16 protein-coding genes are annotated in these 16,643 nt (G+C 71.0%); 9 read left to right on the top strand and 7 right to left on the bottom strand.

The window, feature by feature from the left end; translation table 11 throughout:
• The first annotated feature begins 386 nt into the window (after nt 1-386).
• From polA to E9232_RS25185, 4 genes are all read left to right on the top strand, one after another.
• Nucleotides 387-3,161: a DNA polymerase I gene (gene polA / locus E9232_RS25200; protein WP_309798724.1), complete on the top strand. Its 2,775-nt coding sequence runs from the start codon at nt 387-389 to the stop codon at nt 3,159-3,161.
• Nucleotides 3,162-3,443: 282 nt separating this feature from the next.
• Nucleotides 3,444-4,046 carry a fasciclin domain-containing protein gene (locus tag E9232_RS25195; protein WP_309798722.1) on the top strand — a complete coding sequence of 201 codons (603 nt, stop codon included), beginning with the start codon at nt 3,444-3,446 and terminating at the stop codon, nt 4,044-4,046.
• A gap of 65 nt (nt 4,047-4,111) precedes the next feature.
• Nucleotides 4,112-4,936 (top strand): SDR family oxidoreductase, encoded by an 825-nt coding sequence (locus E9232_RS25190; protein ID WP_309798720.1) that lies wholly within the window; start codon nt 4,112-4,114, stop codon nt 4,934-4,936.
• A gap of 58 nt (nt 4,937-4,994) precedes the next feature.
• Nucleotides 4,995-5,609, top strand: coding sequence for a LysE family translocator (locus tag E9232_RS25185; RefSeq protein ID WP_309798718.1), 615 nt, complete (start codon nt 4,995-4,997; stop codon nt 5,607-5,609).
• 14 nt (nt 5,610-5,623) lie between these two features.
• Here E9232_RS25185 and gshB read toward each other — a convergent pair whose 3' ends face one another.
• From gshB to rsmI, 4 genes are read right to left on the bottom strand one after another with little or no spacing between them, the layout of a single operon-like run.
• Nucleotides 5,624-6,574, bottom strand: coding sequence for a glutathione synthase (gene gshB, locus E9232_RS25180; RefSeq protein ID WP_309798717.1), 951 nt, complete (start codon nt 6,572-6,574; stop codon nt 5,624-5,626).
• An 8-nt stretch (nt 6,575-6,582) separates the two neighbouring features.
• Complete coding sequence (locus E9232_RS25175; RefSeq protein ID WP_309798715.1) at nt 6,583-7,401, bottom strand: SirB1 family protein; 819 nt, start codon at nt 7,399-7,401, stop codon at nt 6,583-6,585.
• Between the two features lie 5 nt (nt 7,402-7,406).
• Complete coding sequence (locus tag E9232_RS25170; RefSeq protein ID WP_309798713.1) at nt 7,407-7,811, bottom strand: YraN family protein; 405 nt, start codon at nt 7,809-7,811, stop codon at nt 7,407-7,409.
• Nucleotides 7,801-8,565: a 16S rRNA (cytidine(1402)-2'-O)-methyltransferase gene (rsmI, locus tag E9232_RS25165; protein WP_309798711.1), complete on the bottom strand. Its 765-nt coding sequence runs from the start codon at nt 8,563-8,565 to the stop codon at nt 7,801-7,803. Before rsmI ends, E9232_RS25170 begins: the two co-directional genes overlap by 11 nt.
• 251 nt (nt 8,566-8,816) lie before the next feature.
• Between rsmI and E9232_RS25160 the strand changes: the two genes are divergently transcribed.
• Genes E9232_RS25160 through E9232_RS25150 form a run of 3 tightly spaced genes read left to right on the top strand, consistent with a single transcriptional unit; the run spans nt 8,817 to nt 12,233 of the window.
• Complete coding sequence (locus E9232_RS25160) at nt 8,817-9,935, top strand: penicillin-binding protein activator (RefSeq protein WP_309798709.1); 1,119 nt, start codon at nt 8,817-8,819, stop codon at nt 9,933-9,935.
• A 52-nt stretch (nt 9,936-9,987) separates the two neighbouring features.
• Complete coding sequence (locus E9232_RS25155; protein WP_309798707.1) at nt 9,988-11,589, top strand: CYTH and CHAD domain-containing protein; 1,602 nt, start codon at nt 9,988-9,990, stop codon at nt 11,587-11,589.
• Between the two features lie 11 nt (nt 11,590-11,600).
• The gene (locus tag E9232_RS25150; RefSeq protein WP_309798705.1) at nt 11,601-12,233 is read left to right on the top strand and encodes a nucleotide-binding protein; all 633 of its coding nucleotides are present in this window, start codon (nt 11,601-11,603) and stop codon (nt 12,231-12,233) included.
• A gap of 36 nt (nt 12,234-12,269) precedes the next feature.
• Here E9232_RS25150 and E9232_RS25145 read toward each other — a convergent pair whose 3' ends face one another.
• The 3 genes from E9232_RS25145 to E9232_RS25135 form a co-directional block, all read right to left on the bottom strand.
• Complete coding sequence (locus tag E9232_RS25145) at nt 12,270-12,464, bottom strand: hypothetical protein (protein ID WP_309798703.1); 195 nt, start codon at nt 12,462-12,464, stop codon at nt 12,270-12,272.
• 236 nt (nt 12,465-12,700) lie between these two features.
• A complete protein-coding gene (locus E9232_RS25140; RefSeq protein WP_309798701.1) occupies nt 12,701-13,513 on the bottom strand; it encodes an ABC transporter permease in 813 nt (270 codons plus the stop codon).
• A 4-nt stretch (nt 13,514-13,517) separates the two neighbouring features.
• Nucleotides 13,518-14,306, bottom strand: a complete 789-nt coding sequence (locus tag E9232_RS25135) for an ABC transporter permease (protein WP_309798699.1) — start codon at nt 14,304-14,306, stop codon at nt 13,518-13,520.
• Nucleotides 14,307-14,423: 117 nt separating this feature from the next.
• Here E9232_RS25135 and E9232_RS25130 point away from each other — a divergent pair, with 117 nt between their 5' ends.
• Nucleotides 14,424-14,987, top strand: a complete 564-nt coding sequence (locus tag E9232_RS25130; protein WP_309798698.1) for a RecX family transcriptional regulator — start codon at nt 14,424-14,426, stop codon at nt 14,985-14,987.
• 90 nt (nt 14,988-15,077) lie between these two features.
• A complete protein-coding gene (gene glpK / locus E9232_RS25125; RefSeq protein ID WP_309798696.1) occupies nt 15,078-16,574 on the top strand; it encodes a glycerol kinase GlpK in 1,497 nt (498 codons plus the stop codon).
• Nucleotides 16,575-16,643: the final 69 nt, after the last annotated feature.

The following is a 16,643-nucleotide window of genomic DNA, read 5'->3' as shown; positions in this document are numbered from 1 at the left end:
TGTGCAGCCCGTCCTTGCGCCGAGACAGGTAGCGTCGGTTCAGATCCTCCGGCTCTCAGCTCTCGACCTCGCGGAAGCCAGAGGGCGAACAGCCGCTCCCGCAGCACGGCCGGATCGAATGAGGTGATCATCGGCTCACCGAGCGCAGCTGAGGCCCTGGAACGTGGAACGGGCGGATCGGAACTCGGCGGCGGTTTGCTGGTCGGGTCGCGATCAGCCTCGTCCCACCCTCATAGCCGACACACGAAGAACGGCAAACAGGCCCGGGCTGCGGCAACCTGACGGTGCCGTTCCGACGCGGCGGAACGGGGGCCCGCCCGACCGGGTGGACACCCGCGGCCCGGCGCGGCATGGTCGCGCTCTGTTCCCGTGCCGGAGATCCCGCGATGTCGACCACGCCGAAGACCTATTATCTGATCGACGGCTCCGGCTACATCTTCCGCGCCTTCCATGCGCTGCCGATGATGATGCGCAAGTCGGACGGGCTGCCGGTGAACGCGGTCTATGGCTTCACCAACATGCTGATCCGCCTCTTGGCCGATCTCGACGCCGACCATCTCGCGGTGATCTACGACGCGTCGGAGCGCGGCTTCCGCAACGAGATCTACCCCGCCTACAAGGCCCAGCGCCCCCCGGCGCCGGAAGAGCTGGTGCCGCAGTTCCCGCTGATCCGTGCCACCAGCGAGGCCTTCAACCTGCCGGGCATCGAGGTCGACGGCTTCGAGGCCGACGACATCATCGCCACCTACGCCCGGATGGCGCGCGAGGAGGGGTCGCGCGTCGTCATCGTCTCCTCCGACAAGGACATGATGCAGCTGGTGGGCGACGGCGTGACCATGCTGGACCCGATCAAGAACAAGCCGATCGACGCCGCCGAGGTGATGGAGAAGTTCGGCGTGATGCCGGACCGGGTGGTCGACGTGCAGTCCCTGGCCGGCGACAGCGTCGACAACGTGCCGGGCGTGCCCGGCATCGGTATCAAGACCGCGGCGCAGCTGATCACCGAGTACGGCGACCTCGATTCGCTGCTGGCCCGGGCCGGCGAGATCAAGCAGCCGAAGCGGCGCGAATCGCTGATCGAATTCGCCGAGCAGGCACGGATCAGCCGCCAGCTGGTGCGGCTGCGCACCGACGCGCCGGTGCCGGTCGGGCTGGAGGGCCTGGTGGCGCGGCCGCCGAACCGGCAGAAGCTGATCGGGTTCCTGGAGGAGATGGAGTTCCGCACCACCCTCGCCCGGGTCGAGGCGTCGTTCGACAAGCTGGGCGACACCGGCGGCGGCGAGCCCGACCTGTCGGCCCCGGGCAAGCCTGAGGCGATCGCCCAGGCCTATGAGCTGGTGCAGGATTCGGCGGCGCTGCAGCGCTGGGCCGATGCCGCGGTCCAGGCCGGGGTGCTGGCGATCGACACCGAGACCAATTCGCTGGACGCCGAGGCCGCCGTGCTGTGCGGCATCTCGCTGGCCACCGCGCCGGGCCGCGCCTGCTACATCCCGCTGGCCCATGTCGGCGGCGACGGCGACGGGCTGGCGCTGGGCGGCGACGCGCCGGCGCAGATCGCGATGGACGAGGTCCGCCGCATCCTGGGCCCGGTGCTGGTCGACCCGTCGGTGCTGAAGGTCGGCCACAACCTGAAATACGACGCCCATGTGCTGGGCCGGCCGCATGTCGGCCTGCCGATCACGCCGTGGGACGACACCATGCTGATCTCCTACGTCCTCGACGGCGGGGCGCATGGCCACGGCATGGACGAGCTGTCGGAGCTGCACCTGCAGCACCGCACCATCCCCTATTCCGCGGTCTGCGGCACCGGCAAGACCGCCATCACCTTCGACAAGGTGCCGCTGGACAAGGCCCTGGCCTATGCCGCGGAGGATGCCGACATCACCCTGCGGCTGCACATGCTGCTGAAGCCGCGGCTGGTGGCCGAGCGCATGGCGACGGTCTACGAGACCATCGAACGGCCGCTGGTCGGCGTCATCGCTGACATGGAGATGGCGGGGATCAAGGTCGACCGCACCACCCTGTCCCGGCTGTCCGGCGAATTCGCCCAGCGCATGGCGGCGCTGGAGGCCGAGATCCACGTCCTGGCCTTGGGCGCGTTCAACGTCGGCAGCCCGAAGCAGCTGGGCGAGGTGCTGTTCGAGCGCCTGGGCCTGCCCGGCGGCAAGAAGAGCAGCAAGACCGGCGCCTATTCCACCGATTCGAGCGTGCTGGAGCTGCTGGCGGCCCAGGGCCACGACATCGCCACCAAGATCCTGGAATGGCGCCAGCTGGCCAAGCTGAAGGGCACCTACACCGACGCGCTGCAGGCCCAGATCAACGAGCAGAGCCAGCGGGTCCACACCTCGTTCTCGCTGGCCGCGACCAACACCGGCCGGCTGTCCTCGAACGAGCCGAACCTGCAGAACATCCCGATCCGCACCGAGGAGGGGCGCAAGATCCGCTACGCCTTCGTGGCGGAGCCGGGCAACCGGCTGATCTCGGTCGACTACAGCCAGATCGAGCTGCGGCTGGTGGCGCAGATCGCCGATGTGTCGCTGCTGAAGCAGGCCTTCCTCGACGGCACCGACATCCACGCCATGACCGCGTCCCAGGTGTTCGGCGTGCCGCTGGCGGAGATGACGCCGGATGTGCGGCGCAAGGCCAAGGCGATCAATTTCGGCATCATCTACGGCATCTCCGGCTTCGGCCTGGCGGCGCAGCTGGGCATTCCGCAGGGGGAGGCGGCCGCCTTCATCCGGGCCTATCTCGACCGGCTGCCGGAGCTGAAGGTGTGGATGGACGAGACCAAGCGCATCGCCCGCGAGCGCGGCTGGGTCGAGACCCTGTTCGGCCGCAAATGCCACATGCCCGGGATCAAGGACCCCAACCCGGCCCGCCGCGCCTTCGCCGAGCGCCAGGCGATCAACGCCCCGATCCAGGGCACCGCGGCCGACATCATCAAGCGCGCCATGGCCAGGCTGCCCGGCGCCCTGGCAGCGGAAGGGCTGCAGGCCCGCATGCTGCTGCAGGTGCATGACGAACTGCTGTTCGAGGCGCCGGAGGCCGAGGCCAGGCGCACCGCCGAGGTGGCGCAACGGGTGATGCAGGGCGCCGCCGTGCTGGACGTGCCGCTGATCGCCGAAGCCGGCATCGGCCTCAGCTGGGCCGAGGCGCATTGAGGCTGCGGGCCGGGGCGGCGTCCTTTGTACTCCCGACTCCACTCCCAAGCTGTCATGCCACGGCTTGACCGTGGCATCCAGGGGCGGCCAGAGCCACAGGTTGGAGAGGATTTGGGGGCCCCTCGGCGCCGCAATAATATTACTCAGACGCGGCAGAATCCGTCTTTCTTGAAGCGCGCGCCATCCGGTACCAACCCGCCCGCGTAACCCCTGCCGACGAGTTTCTCGTCCGCCCGCGGCGCAACGCCGCCGGACGCGACCGAACCAGGGATGGAGACAACCATGAAATCCGCAATGAAGGCGTCCGTCTGCGCCGTCGCGCTCGCCGGCCTGTTCGCCATCGCCGGCTGCTCCGGCAAGATGACCAACCCAGCCTCGGCGACGACCACCGAGAAGACCGTGACCGTCGGCGGCGCGCCGATGTACCCGAGCAAGACCATCGTCGAGAACGCGGTCAATTCGGCCGACCACACCACGCTGGTCGCGGCGGTCAAGGCCGCCGGCCTGGTCGACACCCTGAACAGCCCCGGGCCCTTCACCGTCTTCGCCCCGACCAACGCCGCCTTCGACAAGCTGCCGGCCGGCACGGTCGACACCCTGGTGATGCCGAAGAACAAGAAGCTGCTGACCAGCATCCTGACCTATCACGTCGTCCCCGGCCGCTACGATTCCGCGGCGCTGCAGGGCCTGATCACCCAGGGCGGCGGCTGGGCCAAGCTGCCGACCGCCGACGGCAAGCACATGCTGACGGTGAAGCCGGCGATGGGCGGCGGCATCGAGATGGTCGACGAAAAGGGCGGCGTGTCGATGGTCACCATCGCCGACGTCACCCAGTCGAACGGCGTGATCCACGTCGTCGACACCGTGCTGATGCCGAAGAAGTAGGTCGGGTGGAGGGGGCCTGACGCGGCCCCTTCCCTTTCCGACGCCGCCCGCCTTAGGCTGGCGGCATGACCGACACCATCGACTTCGCTGGCCAGGCGGTCTTCGTCGCCGGCGGCACCAGCGGCATCAATCTGGGCATCGCGCTGGGCTTCGCCCGCGCCGGCGCCCGCGTCGCGGTGATGAGCCGCAGCCCGGAGAAGGTGGAGGCCGCGGTGGCGCAGCTGCGTGCGGCCGGGGCCGAGGCCCTGGGCGCCGCCGCGGATGTCCGCGACTACGCCGCGACCGAGGCCGCGCTGCAGGCCGCGCATGACGCTTTCGGCGACCTCGACGTGCTTGTCTCCGGCGCCGCCGGCAACTTCCCGGCCCCGGCGCTGGGCATGTCGGCCAACGGCTTCAAATCGGTGATCGACATCGACCTGCTGGGCAGCTTCAACGTGCTGCGCGCGGCGCACGCCTTCCTGCGCAAGCCGGGGGCGTCGGTGATCAACATCTCGGCCCCGCAGGCCGAATCGCCGATGCTGATGCAGGCCCATGTCTGCGCCGCCAAGGCCGGCGTCGACATGCTGACCCGGGTGCTGGCGATGGAATGGGGCCGCGACGGCATCCGCATCAACTCGATCATCCCCGGCCCGATCCACGATACCGAGGGCATGGCCCGGCTGGCGCCGACGCCGCAGGCCCGCGCCCTGGTCCAGCGCAGCGTGCCGCTGGGCCGCATGGGAACGGCCGACGACATCGCCCGCGCCTGCCGCCTGCTGTCCTCGCCGCTGGCCGCCTACATCACCGGCACGGTGCTGCCGGTCGACGGCGGCTGGTCGCTGGGCGGCGCCAGCGCCTCGATGGGCGTGATCGCCGAGGCCGCGATGGCGGCGGCGGCCAGGAAGCCCTGACCTCTTTCCTGCCGATGCGCGCCTTGATACCGTGACGGACATCGGTCCGGAGGATTCCATGTCCGTCGAGATCTACCTCACCTATATCGCCGCCTGCGTCCTGATCGCGATCATCCCGGGGCCGTCGGTGTCGCTGATCATCGCCAACAGCCTGACCCACGGCACCCGCGCCGGCCTGTTGAACATCGCCGGCGGGCAGCTCGGCCTGCTGGCCATGCTGGGCGTCCTGACCGTCGGCCTGGCCGCGGTGGTGGAGGCGATGGGCGTGTGGTTCGACTGGCTGCGCCTGGCCGGCGCCGCCTATCTGGTCTGGATCGGCTGGAAACTGCTGCGTGCGCCCGACGCCCTGGCCGAGGGCACGCAGGCCAAGCCGCCGCGCGGCGGCTTCTTCCTGCAGGGCCTGCTGGTGGCGCTGAGCAACCCGAAGATGCTGCTGTTCTTCGGCGCCTTCATTCCCCAGTTCGTGCAGCCCGGCGGCAACCAGTCCGCCCAGGTCCTGCTGCTGGGCGCCACCGCCCTCGTGGTCGCGGCACTGTCCGACGGCATGTACGCCGTGCTGACCGGGCGGGCCGGCAAGATGCTGTCGCGCCGTCGGGTGCGGCTGGTGTCGCGCACCGGTGGCGTCTGCCTGATCGGCGGCGGCGTCTGGCTGGCCCTCGCCCGGGCGCGGTAAGCGAGGCCCCCGCCCTACCCCATCGCCGCCCGTCGCGCCTCGATCGCGTCCCACAGGATCGCCTCGATCTTCACCCCGTCGAGGCGGTTGATCTCGTGGATGCCGGTCGGCGACGTCACGTTGATCTCGGTCAGGTAGTCGCCGATCACGTCGATGCCGACGAAGATCTGGCCGGTGGCGCGCAGGTCCGGGCCGATGCGGGCGCAGATCTCGCGCTCGCGCTCGGTCAGCACGGTCTTCTGCGCCTTGCCGCCGACATGCAGGTTGGCCCGCGCCTCGCCCTCCGACGGCACGCGGCTGACGGCGCCGACCGGCTCGCCCTCGACCAGGATGATGCGCTTGTCGCCCTTCCGGATTTCCGGGAGGTAGCGCTGGATCATGATCGGCTCGCGGTACATCCGCTCGTAGAGCTCGAGCAGCGAGACCAGGTTCTCGTCGTCGGCGCGGATGCGGAACACCCCGGCGCCGCCATTGCCGTAGAGCGGCTTGACGATGATGTCGCCATGCTCCTGCCGGAAGGCGCGGATCTCGTCGCGGTCCGAGGTGATCAGGGTCGGCGGCATCAGCTCCGGATAATGCGTGACCAGCAGCTTTTCCGGCGCGTTGCGCACCTCCTTCGGGTCGTTGACCACCAGGACGCGGCGGGAGACGTGCTCCAGCATGTGGGTCGCGGTGATGTAGCCCATGTCGAAGGGCGGGTCCTGCCGCATCAGGATGACGTCGACCGCGCCGAGGTCGACCGTCTCCCATTCCGCGAACGTGAAGTGGTTGCCGCGCACCGCCTGGACGGTCAGCGGTCGCGCCTTCGCCGTCAGCCGTCCGTCGCGCAGGCTGAGCGCCCGCGGCAGGTAGTGCCACAGCCGGTGCCCGCGCGCCTGGGCCTCCAGCGCCATGGCGAAGGTCGAATCCCCCGAGATGTCGATGCTCTCGATCGGGTCCATCTGGATCGCGACGGCAAGGCTCATGGTCGCTCTCAATTGAGGCTGGTGCGGAAGGATTGAAGCAGGATGGCGGCCTCGTGCCGCTGGGTCTCGGGTTCGCCGGGGGCGGAGACGTAGCGGTCGAGCGCATCGATCGCGGCCCGCATGTTGCCGAGGCGGGCGTGCAGGATGCCGGCCTCGCGCAGCAGCGGCGCATGCGCCGGCGCGACATGGCGCATGCCCTCGATCACGCCCAGCGCCTTGGCGAAGTCGCCGGCGCGGATGTGCCGGACCTTCAGGTTGTTCTGCAGCCGCAGCAGGATGTCGCGGTCGGTCACCGGCTCGTAATGCTCCGGCGCCAGCTCCGCCCCGACGTCGAGCACGGCCTTCAGCAGGTCGCGCAGCTCGCCCGGGCCGCGGGTCATGCCGGCATGGAACGGGTCGAGGATGGTGCGGGTGCCGGCGGCGTCGAGCCGGACCAGGAAGTGGCTGGGGAAGTTCAGCCCGACCATGGTCCAGCCCTGGGCCCGGGCGACATGGAGGTAGAGGATGCCGAGGGTGACCGGCAGGCCCTTCCGCCGGTCGATCACCCGCATCAGGTTGGCGTTCTGCAGGTCGTCGTAGCTGTCGACGTCGCCGGCATAGCCCCAGCGCCGGGCCAGCACCGCGGCCATGGCCTCGGCCGGCGGCATCTCCGCCGCCGCCTGGGTGACGTCCGACACCAGCTGGGCCAGGTGGCGGCGATACCAATGGAAGCCGACCCCGCGCGGACGGTCGAGCGCCGCCAGCGCGAGTCCCGCCTCGGCGAGATCGATGGCATCATCCGGCTGGGCGCCGGCTCGGTCGAGAATCGACTGGATCGTCGGGTCCATCCGCCTCAATTAGCCCGATCGCGCCGAGGATGCCACACCCGATCGACCTGCCAGGCGTCGGCAATATGGACGGGCCAGCGCCAGGGCCGGATCACCACGAGATCGAAGCGCAGGTCATGGCCCTCGGCGTAGCGCGGCTGGCGGGCCAGGAACAGCGCCGCCGCCCGCTGCAGCCGCTGTTGCTGGCGGGGCTGCAGCGCCAGCATTCCGGCGGCCAGGTCGGGCCGCGCCTTGACCTCGATGAAGGCGACGGTGCGGCCGCGCCGGGCGACGATGTCGATCTCGCCGAGCGGCGTCTTCAGCCGGCGCTCCAGGATGCGCCAGCCCTTGGCGCGCAACAGCAGCACCGCCCAGCCCTCCGCCGCCAGGCCGAAGGCCTCGGCCCGGCGCCGTGATTCGTCAGTCCCCATCGGCGGTCAGGTCGAGCGCCAGGCGGTAGATCTCGCGCTTCGGCTCCCCGGTCGCCGTCGCCACCGCCTCGACCGCGTCGCGCAGGCTCATGCCGGCCAGCGCCCGGCGCAGCTGGGCCGACAGGTCCTCGCCGGTCGGCCGCGCCGCGGCGCCCGGCGGGGCGATGACGATGACGATCTCGCCCTTGGGCGGCCCGGCCTCGGCGTAGTGCGCCGCCAGCTCGGGCAACGGGCCGCGGCGGACCTCCTCGAACAGCTTGGTCAGCTCGCGCGTCACCGCCGCCTCGCGGTCGCCGAACACCGCCGCCAGGTCGGCGACGCATTCCGGCAGCCGGTGCGGCGCCTCGAACAGGATCAGGGTGGCGGCAATCGGCGCCAGCTCGGCCAGGAAGGTGCGGCGGGCGGCGGATTTCGGCGGCGGGAAGCCAGCGAACAGGAAGCGGTCGGACGGCAGGCCCGACAGCAGCAGCCCGACCAGCGGCGCCGAGGCGCCGGGCAGGCAGGTCACCATCAGCCCCTCGTCCCGCGCCGCGCGGGCCAGCTTGTAGCCGGGGTCGGAGATCAGCGGCATGCCGGCGTCGGAGACCAGCGCCACGGCCTGGCCCTCGGCGATGCGGCGCAGCAGCTGCGGCCGCATCTCGGCGGCGTTGTGCTCGTGATAGGCGATCAGCTTGGTGGCGATGCCGTAGATCGACATCAGCCGCCCCGTGGTCCGGGTGTCCTCGCAGGCGATCACGTCGGCGTCGCGGAGCAAATCGAGCGCCCGAAGCGTTATGTCCCCGGCATTGCCGATCGGCAGCGCGGTCAGATACAGGCCGGGCGCCGGTTTACTCGGGAGCGCCGCGCCGGTAGGGTCGACAGCATTCGGCCGCCGGTGCCTGGATCCGGTGGGTTGTCGAGAGTGAGGGGGCGTCCGTGACAAGACTTGCGGCAGTCGCAGAAAAGTCCTTGGGGAAGGGCCGTGCGAGGCTGGATCGCCTCGTCCGGGTCGCAGGCGCCGTCGCGATGGTAGCCGCGCTCGCCGCCTGTACCCAGACCGTACAGAGGCCACCCCCGATCGCGCAAGCGCCGACGCCGGGACCCAGCGCGCCGACCCGCCCCAATGACGGCATCCTGCGGGTGGGCCTGCTGCTGCCGCTGAGCGGAAGCAACGCCGCGCTGGGCACGGCGATGCAGCGCGCGGCCGAGATGGCGGTGTTCGACACCGGCACCCAGGTCCAGCTGCTGCCGCGCGATTCGGGCGACGGCGCCGCCAGTGCCGGCGAGGCCGCCCGGGCGGTGATCGCCCAGGGCGCCAACATCATCCTCGGCCCGCTGTTCAGCAAATCGGTGCCCGCGGTGGCGCAGCAGGCGCGCGGCGTCGGCATCGACGTCGTCGCCTTCGGCACCGACACCAGCCAGGCCGGCGGCAACGTCTTCCTGCTCAGCTTCCTGCAGCAGCAGGCGATCGACCGCATCGTCGGCTATGGCGTCAACCACGGCATGCGACGCTACGCCTTCCTGGGGCCGAACACGCCCTTCGGCCAGCTGATGGGCAAGGCGATGACCGCGGCCGCGGCCAAATACGGCGCCGAGGTCCCGGTGGTCGAACTCTACGACAGCAAGCTGAGCGACCCGAGCCAGCTGGCGCAGAAGCTGCAATCCTCTCCAGTCGACGCCGTGGTGCTGGCCGATGTCGGCCCCCGCCTGAACGTGGTCGCGCCGATGCTGGGCTATTCCGGCATCACCGCGAAGCTGATGGGCACCGGCCAGTGGGACGACGCGGCGGTCAACCGCCAGCAGTCCCTGGCCGGCGCCTGGTACGCAGCCCCCGACCCGTCGCGCCGCGCCGATTTCGAGAGCCGCTACGCCCAGCAGTTCGGCGCGCCGCCGCCGCGGCTGGCGACGCTGGCCTATGACGCGGTGGCCCTGACCGCGGCGCTGGCGAACCAGCCGGCCTCCGGCGGCAACCCCTTCACCACGGCGGCGCTGCAGGACCCCAACGGCTTCGTCGGGATCGACGGCATCTTCCGCTTCGGCCAGAACGGTCTGGTCGAGCGCGGCCTGGCCGTGCTGGAGGCGCAACCCGGCGGGCCGACCGTGGTCGAAGCGGCACCGGACAGCTTCTCCGGAGCCGCGTTTTAGGCTAGGAACGGTGGTTCCGACGCCGTTGGCGTCGTGATGCCGGGAGATGCCGATGTCGATCGTTCAGCCGCGCCGGCCGAACGAGCAGCCGGGTGGGGGCGAGGAGCCCCCGCAGGCGCCTGTCGAGATCGAGCTGAAGCTCAGCGCGACGCCTGAGGATCTCGCCCGGCTGCGCGGCGCCGATCTGCTGGGCCGGATCTCGACCGGCCCGGCCACCACCCGGTCGCTGACCTCGTTCTACTACGACACCCCGGACTGCGCCCTGCAGCGCCGCGGCGCCACGCTGCGCGTCCGCCGCATCGGCCAGCGCTTCGTTCAGACCCTGAAGACCGAACGCCGCGGCGACGGCCTGGCCCGCGGCGAGTGGGAGGTGGCGCTGCCGGCGATGAGCCCGGCGATCGACGCCTTCGACGACCCCGAGGCGCGGGCGCTCCTGGACGGCATCCCGGCCGAGGCGCTGTCCCACCTCTTCACCTCCCGCATCCAGCGCGAGACCCGGATCCTGGCGGTGCCGGACGCCGTGGTCGAATGCGCCTTCGATATCGGCACCATCGAGACCCGTGAGGCCAGCGACCCGGTGGCGGAGATCGAGCTGGAGCTGAAGGAGGGCCGGACCGCTGCACTGTACCGCCTGGGCCTGAGCCTGCTGGACGAGATCCCGCTCAGGGTCAGCGAGGTCACCAAGGCCGAGCGCGGCTACCGCATGGTGGCCCGGCGGCCGCCGGGCGTGGTCTACGACCCGAAGACACCGCTGGTCTCCGGCATGACGGTGGACGAGGCCATCGCCACCATCCTGGCCCGCTGCCTGCGCCACTGGACCGCCAACGAGGCGGCGGCGGAGGATGGCGGCGACCCCGGCGGCGTGCACCAGATGCGGGTGGCGCTGCGCCGCCTGCGCTCCGCCCTGGCCCTGTTCAAGAAGACCGTGCCGTCGCCGACGCTCGACTGGCTGCGCGACGAGAGCAAATGGCTGGCCGGCGCGCTGGGGCCGGCGCGCGACTGGGACGTCTTCCTCGGCGCCACCGTCGAGCCGATCGATTCGCTGCGGCCCGACGATCCCGGCATTGCCGTGCTGCGCGCTGCGGCGCAGCGCCAGCGCGAGGCCGGCTATGCCGCGGTGCGCGCGGCGCTGGCCGACCCGCGCTGCGCCCGGCTGCACCTGACCCTCGGCGAGTGGCTGGAGCGGCGGGGCTGGCGCGACCACGCCTCGACCGCGACGCTGACCGCGCTGGTGGAGCCGATCGACGGGCTGGCGGGGCGGATGATCGGCCAAGCCCACCGCAAGGTCGCCCGCCTCGGCCGCCATCTCGGCCAGCTCGAGCCCGCCCAGCGGCACGAGGTGCGGATCGCGCTGAAGCGACTGCGCTACGCCATGGACTTCTTCCGCCCGCTGTTCGCCGAGAAGCGGGCCAAGCCCTTCGCGGCGCAGCTGTCGAAGCTGCAGGACGCGTTCGGCCATCTCAACGACGTCACCACGGCGGAGGCGCTGCTGCTGCGCCTGACCGGCGATTCGACCGACACCGCCCTGCACCGCGCCGCCGGGCTGGTGCTGGGCTGGCACGCCCGTGGCGGCGAGGCCACCGAGCCGGAACTGCTGGCCCAGTGGGACGCCTTCCGCGCCATCAAACCGTTCTGGACCGGCCCCCGGAATTGAAGGAAGCCGCCATGATCTCCGTGCTCGTCGCCAACACCAAGGGCGGCTGCGGCAAGACCACGATCGCGACGACGCTGGCCTCGGCCTTCGCCGGCCAGGGGCATTTCACCGTGCTGGCCGATGTCGACCGCCAGCATTCCAGCCTGGACTGGGCCAAGCGGCGGCCCGACGGCGCCCCGGCCCTGGCCGGGATCGACTGGGCGAAGGAGGAGTTCGCGGTGCCGAAGGACGCCGAGCGCCTGGTGATCGACGCGCCGGCGGCGCTGAAGATGAAGCAGGTCGAGGCGCTGCTGAAGCTGGCCGATGTCATCGTCCTGCCCGTCCTGCCCTCGGCCTTCGACGAGGAGGCGACACGGCGCTTCCTGGCGCGGCTGGAGGAGCTGAAGCCGATCCGCAAGAGTCGCGCGGCGGTCGCCATCGTCGGCAACCGGATGCGGGCGCGGACCCGGGCCGCGGCCCAGCTCGACACCTTCCTGGGCGGGCTGGGGCACAAGGTGGTGTCGCGGATCCGCGACAGCACGGCCTACACCGAGGCGGCGGCCGACGGCCTGAGCGTGTTCGACCTGCGCGGCCGGCGCGCCGAGGACCTGCGGGAGGACTGGGCGCCGCTGCTGCGCCACATCGCCGAGGCCAGCGAAGCCTGACCGCGCCCGGCCGGCATCGCGGGCCGCGGCACGGAGTCAGTGCCGTGCGTGATGGTCGCGCAGCACGTCGGCGATGAAGGTATTGGCGAGGTCGGACGAGGCTTCGGGATGGCGCCTGCGGAATGCGTCGAGGGCGGCGTCGCAGGCCGCCCATTCGTCGGCGCCGGCGGCACGGCGGGTCTCATACGCGCTGATCACGATGTCACTGGTTGAGGGGGTCGCCTGTCGCACGGAACCTCTCCCTGGATGAAATATCTGTGCCTGCCGTGGCTAACAATCTGGCGGGCGAAGCTGATAACATTGCACTGCACAAAAAGTTCCTTGTCCAGCCGAATCTGGAGGAACCGCGGCGATCAACACAACGCGGAAATAAGTATAATTTTGTCTAAAGCACTATAGTCCGATCGGACAAGCATACATCTGAAATGCCCAGCATCCGCCGGAGGCAATATCGTGTCGTTGGGCACTTACGGCTTGATGCGCCAGCCGCGGGCGATCAGCACGGCGGAGCAGGCCCACAGCGCCGCGCCGCTGGCGGCCAGCACCGCCAGGCTGCGGCCCACCGGCTCCGCCCCCACGCCGCCGAAGGCGATGCGGGCGGCGTCGATCGCGTAGTAGATCGGGTTCAGCGCCACCAGCCCGGCGAGCGGCCCGGGCAGCAGCGCCACCGGGGCGAAGACGCCGGACAGGAAGGTCACCGGGATCAGCAGGAAGCCGAAGAAGGCGGCCGCCTGGTCCCATTTCTGCGCCCACAGCCCGACCAGCGTGCCGGCGGCGGCCAGCAGGAAGGCGCCGAGCAGCAGCGCCAGGCCGAGCAGAGCCGGGTCGGCGATGCCGGTCCCGGCGAACAGCAGCATCGCGACCAGGCAGGGCAGCCCGGTGACGAGGCCGGCGGCGGTGCCGGCCAGGGCGTAGCCGGCCGCGATCTCCCAGGAGGCCAGTGGCGGCATCAGGATGTCGCCGAGCAGCCGCTCGATCTTGAAGTAGGTCAGGCTGTAGACCGTGGTCTCGGCGGCGCGCAGCACCACGACATAGATCACCAGCCCCGGCGCCAGGAAGTGCGGCAGCCCGCCCGGCCCAGCCCATTCCACCGGGTCCGGGCCGGCCGCCAGCGCGAACACCGCGACATAGATCAGGGTGGAGAAGGTCGGGGCCACCACCGTCTCCAGCCAGTCCTTGAGATAGGCCCGGAACTCGCGCCGGAACAGCGTGGTCAGGCCGAGCCAGTTGACCGGGCCGTAGTGCCGGATCGGACGGGCGGCCCCGGGCGGGAGCGCCACCGTCTCAGGCCTTCAGCTTGTAGCCGGTGGCGAGCATGCGCAGCAGCAGCGCGGCCAGCGCCGCATCGGCCGCGACCATCACCAGGATGCCGGTGCCCAGCGTGCCGTCGCTGGCGCCGATGAAGCCGTAGCGGAACCCGTCGATCATGTAGAAGAACGGGTTGAGATGGGCGACGAAGTGCCAGGATTCCGGCAGCCGGTCGAGCGAGTAGAAGGTGCCGGACAGGAAGGACAGCGGCGTGACCACGAAGTTGGTCACCGCGGCGATGTGGTCGAACTTCTCCGACCAGATGCCGCCGATGGCGCCGAGCAGCGCCAGCAGCATCGACGCCGCGATGGCGTGGAACAGGACGTAGCCGGGGTGGATCGGGTCGATCGGCACGAAGATCCGGATCGCCACCCAGGTCACCGTCCCGACCAGGAGGCCGCGGACGATGCCGCCGAGGACATAGCCGACGGCGAGTTCGGCCGGCGCCAGCGGCGGCATCAGCACGTCGACGATGTTGCCCTGGATCTTGGCGATCATCAGCGAGGAGGAGGTGTTGGCGAAGGCGTTCTGCGCCATCGCCATCATGATCAGCCCGGGCGCCAGGAACTGCAGGAACGGCACCCCCGCCGCCTGCCGCGTCACCCCGCCGAGGGCGAGGGCGAAGATGGCGTAGAACAGCAGCGTGGTGATGACCGGGGCCGCGATCGTCTGGGTCGCGACCTTGAGGAAGCGGTGGACCTCCTTGGAGGTGAGGGTCCACAGGCCGACCCAGTTGACGCGGCCGATGATGCGGGGTTGGGGCATGGGCGTTCTGAAGGCTGGCGGGGGCGCGACCATAGCCCGGCGATGCGAGGGCGGGCAAACGTCCCTTGGCGCAGACGGCGCTTGGCAGGCCCGGCCCGGACGCGGCAGTGTCGCACCATGCCCCGACCGCCCCGCCGACCGCCCGCGCTCGATGCCGCCGCCCTGGAACGGGCGGCGCTCGACTATCTCGGCCGCTACGCCGCCTCGACCGGCCAGCTGCGCCGGGTGCTGCAGCGCCGCATCCGCCGCGCCGCCCAGGCCGGCGCCGAGGTCGACGTCGCCGCGGTGGAGGCGCGGATCACGGCGCTGCTGGAGCGCATGACCGCCGCGCGCCTGCTGGACGACAGCCAGTTCGCCGAGATGCGGATCGCCGGGCTGGCCCGGCGCGGCACCTCGACCCGGGCGATCCGGATGAAGCTGCGCGAGGCCGGGCTCGACGAGACTGTTGCGGATGAGGCCCTGTCCCTGTATGGCGGCGCCCCCGGGGCGGATCCGGAGCGGGCGGCGGCGATCCGGCTGGCGCGGCGTCGGCGGCTGGGGCCGTTCCGGGCCGAGGCCGACCGGGCGGCGCACCGGATGCGCGACCTGGCCACCCTGGCCCGCGCCGGCTTCGCGCTGGGGCTGTGCCGGACGGTGGTGGATGCGCCGGACGGCGCCGCGCTGGAGGCGGCGGAGGATTGAGGCCGTTTGAGCCCTCTCGCGGGGTCGATTGACGTTCGGAAACGCGCTTCGGATAGTGCGATCCGAAAATGGACATGGAAGGGGAAGCGGATGCGGCGTCGCACGCATGTCCTGGCGATCGACCAGGGCACGACATCGACCCGGGCGATCGTGTTCGATCCGCAGGGGCGGCCGGTGGCCACCGCGCAGCGCGAGCTGCGCCAGATCTATCCGGCCGATGGCTGGGTCGAGCACGACCCGGAGGGCATCTGGTCGGACACGGTGTCGGCCTGCCGCGACGCCATCGCCCGCGCCCGGCTGACCGCCGACCACATCGCCGCCATCGGCATCACCAACCAGCGCGAGACCACGGTGCTGTGGGACCGCGGCACCGGCCGGGCGCTGCACTACGCCATCGTGTGGCAGGATCGCCGCGCCGCCGCCCTGTGCCGCGAGCTGGTGGCCGCCGGCCATGAGAAGGCGGTGCAGGCCAAGACCGGGTTGGTGATCGACGCCTATTTCTCGGCCACCAAGCTGGCCTGGCTGCTGGACAACGTGCCCGACGCGCGGCGCCGGGCCGAGGCCGGGGAGCTGGCCTTCGGCACCATCGACAGCTTCCTGCTGTGGCGGCTGACCGGCGGGCGGGTGCATGCCACCGACGCCACCAATGCCAGCCGCACCATGCTGTTCAACATCCGCACCCAGGATTGGGACGACGAGCTGTTGTCCCTGTTCCAGGTGCCGCGTGCGGTGCTGCCCGAGGTGCACGACAACGCGCATGAGTTCGGCGTCACCGACAAGATCCTGTTCGGCGCCGCCATCCCGATCACCGGCATGGCCGGCGACCAGCAGGCGGCGACCTTCGGCCAGGCCTGCTTCCAGCCCGGCATGATCAAGTCGACCTACGGCACCGGCTGCTTCGCCCTGCTGAACATCGGCGACAAGCCGCGGACCTCGAAACACCGGCTGCTGACCACCACCGCCTACCGCCTGAACGGCAAGCCGACCTACGCCATCGAAGGCGCGATCTTCAGCGCCGGCGCCACCATCCAATGGCTGCGCGACGGGTTGAAGATCATCAAGACCGCGGCCGAGAGCGAGACCCTGGCCCGGTCGGTCGAGGATTCCGCCGGGGTCTACCTGGTGCCGGCCTTCACCGGCCTGGGCGCGCCGCATTGGGACCCCGAGGCGCGCGGCACCATCCTGGGCCTGACCCGAGATTCGACCTCGGCCCACATCGCCCGCGCGGCACTGGAGGCCGTGGCCTACCAGACCCGCGACCTGATGGAGGCGATGGCGGCCGATGGCGGCGCCAGGCCCCAGGCCCTCAGGGTCGATGGCGGCATGGTGGCCAATGACTGGCTGTGCCAGATGCTGGCCGACATGCTGGACACCCCGGTCGAGCGGCCGAAGGTGATCGAGACCACGGCGCTGGGCGCCGCCTACCTGGCCGGCCTGACCGCCGGGGTCTACCCCTCGGTCGAAGGGGTGGCCGAGGCCTGGCAGCGCGACCGGCGGTTCGAGCCGGCGATGCCGGCCAGCACCCGCGCCCGGCTGTACGAGGGCTGGCAGAAGGCGGTGCGCCGCGCCCGCGGCGTCGCCCGCTGACGCCTACCGTCCGGGATCGCTCCGCTCGGAAACGCGCATCGAAGCGCGGATGCGAAAAGCTGTCGCAAA

Origin of the sequence: Inquilinus ginsengisoli, assembly GCF_031453975.1 — a bacterium.
Lineage (GTDB): Bacteria > Pseudomonadota > Alphaproteobacteria > DSM-16000 > Inquilinaceae > Inquilinus > Inquilinus ginsengisoli_A.
The sequence above is the reverse complement of the archived record's forward strand: the minus strand, read 5'-3'. Positions and strand labels throughout refer to the sequence as shown.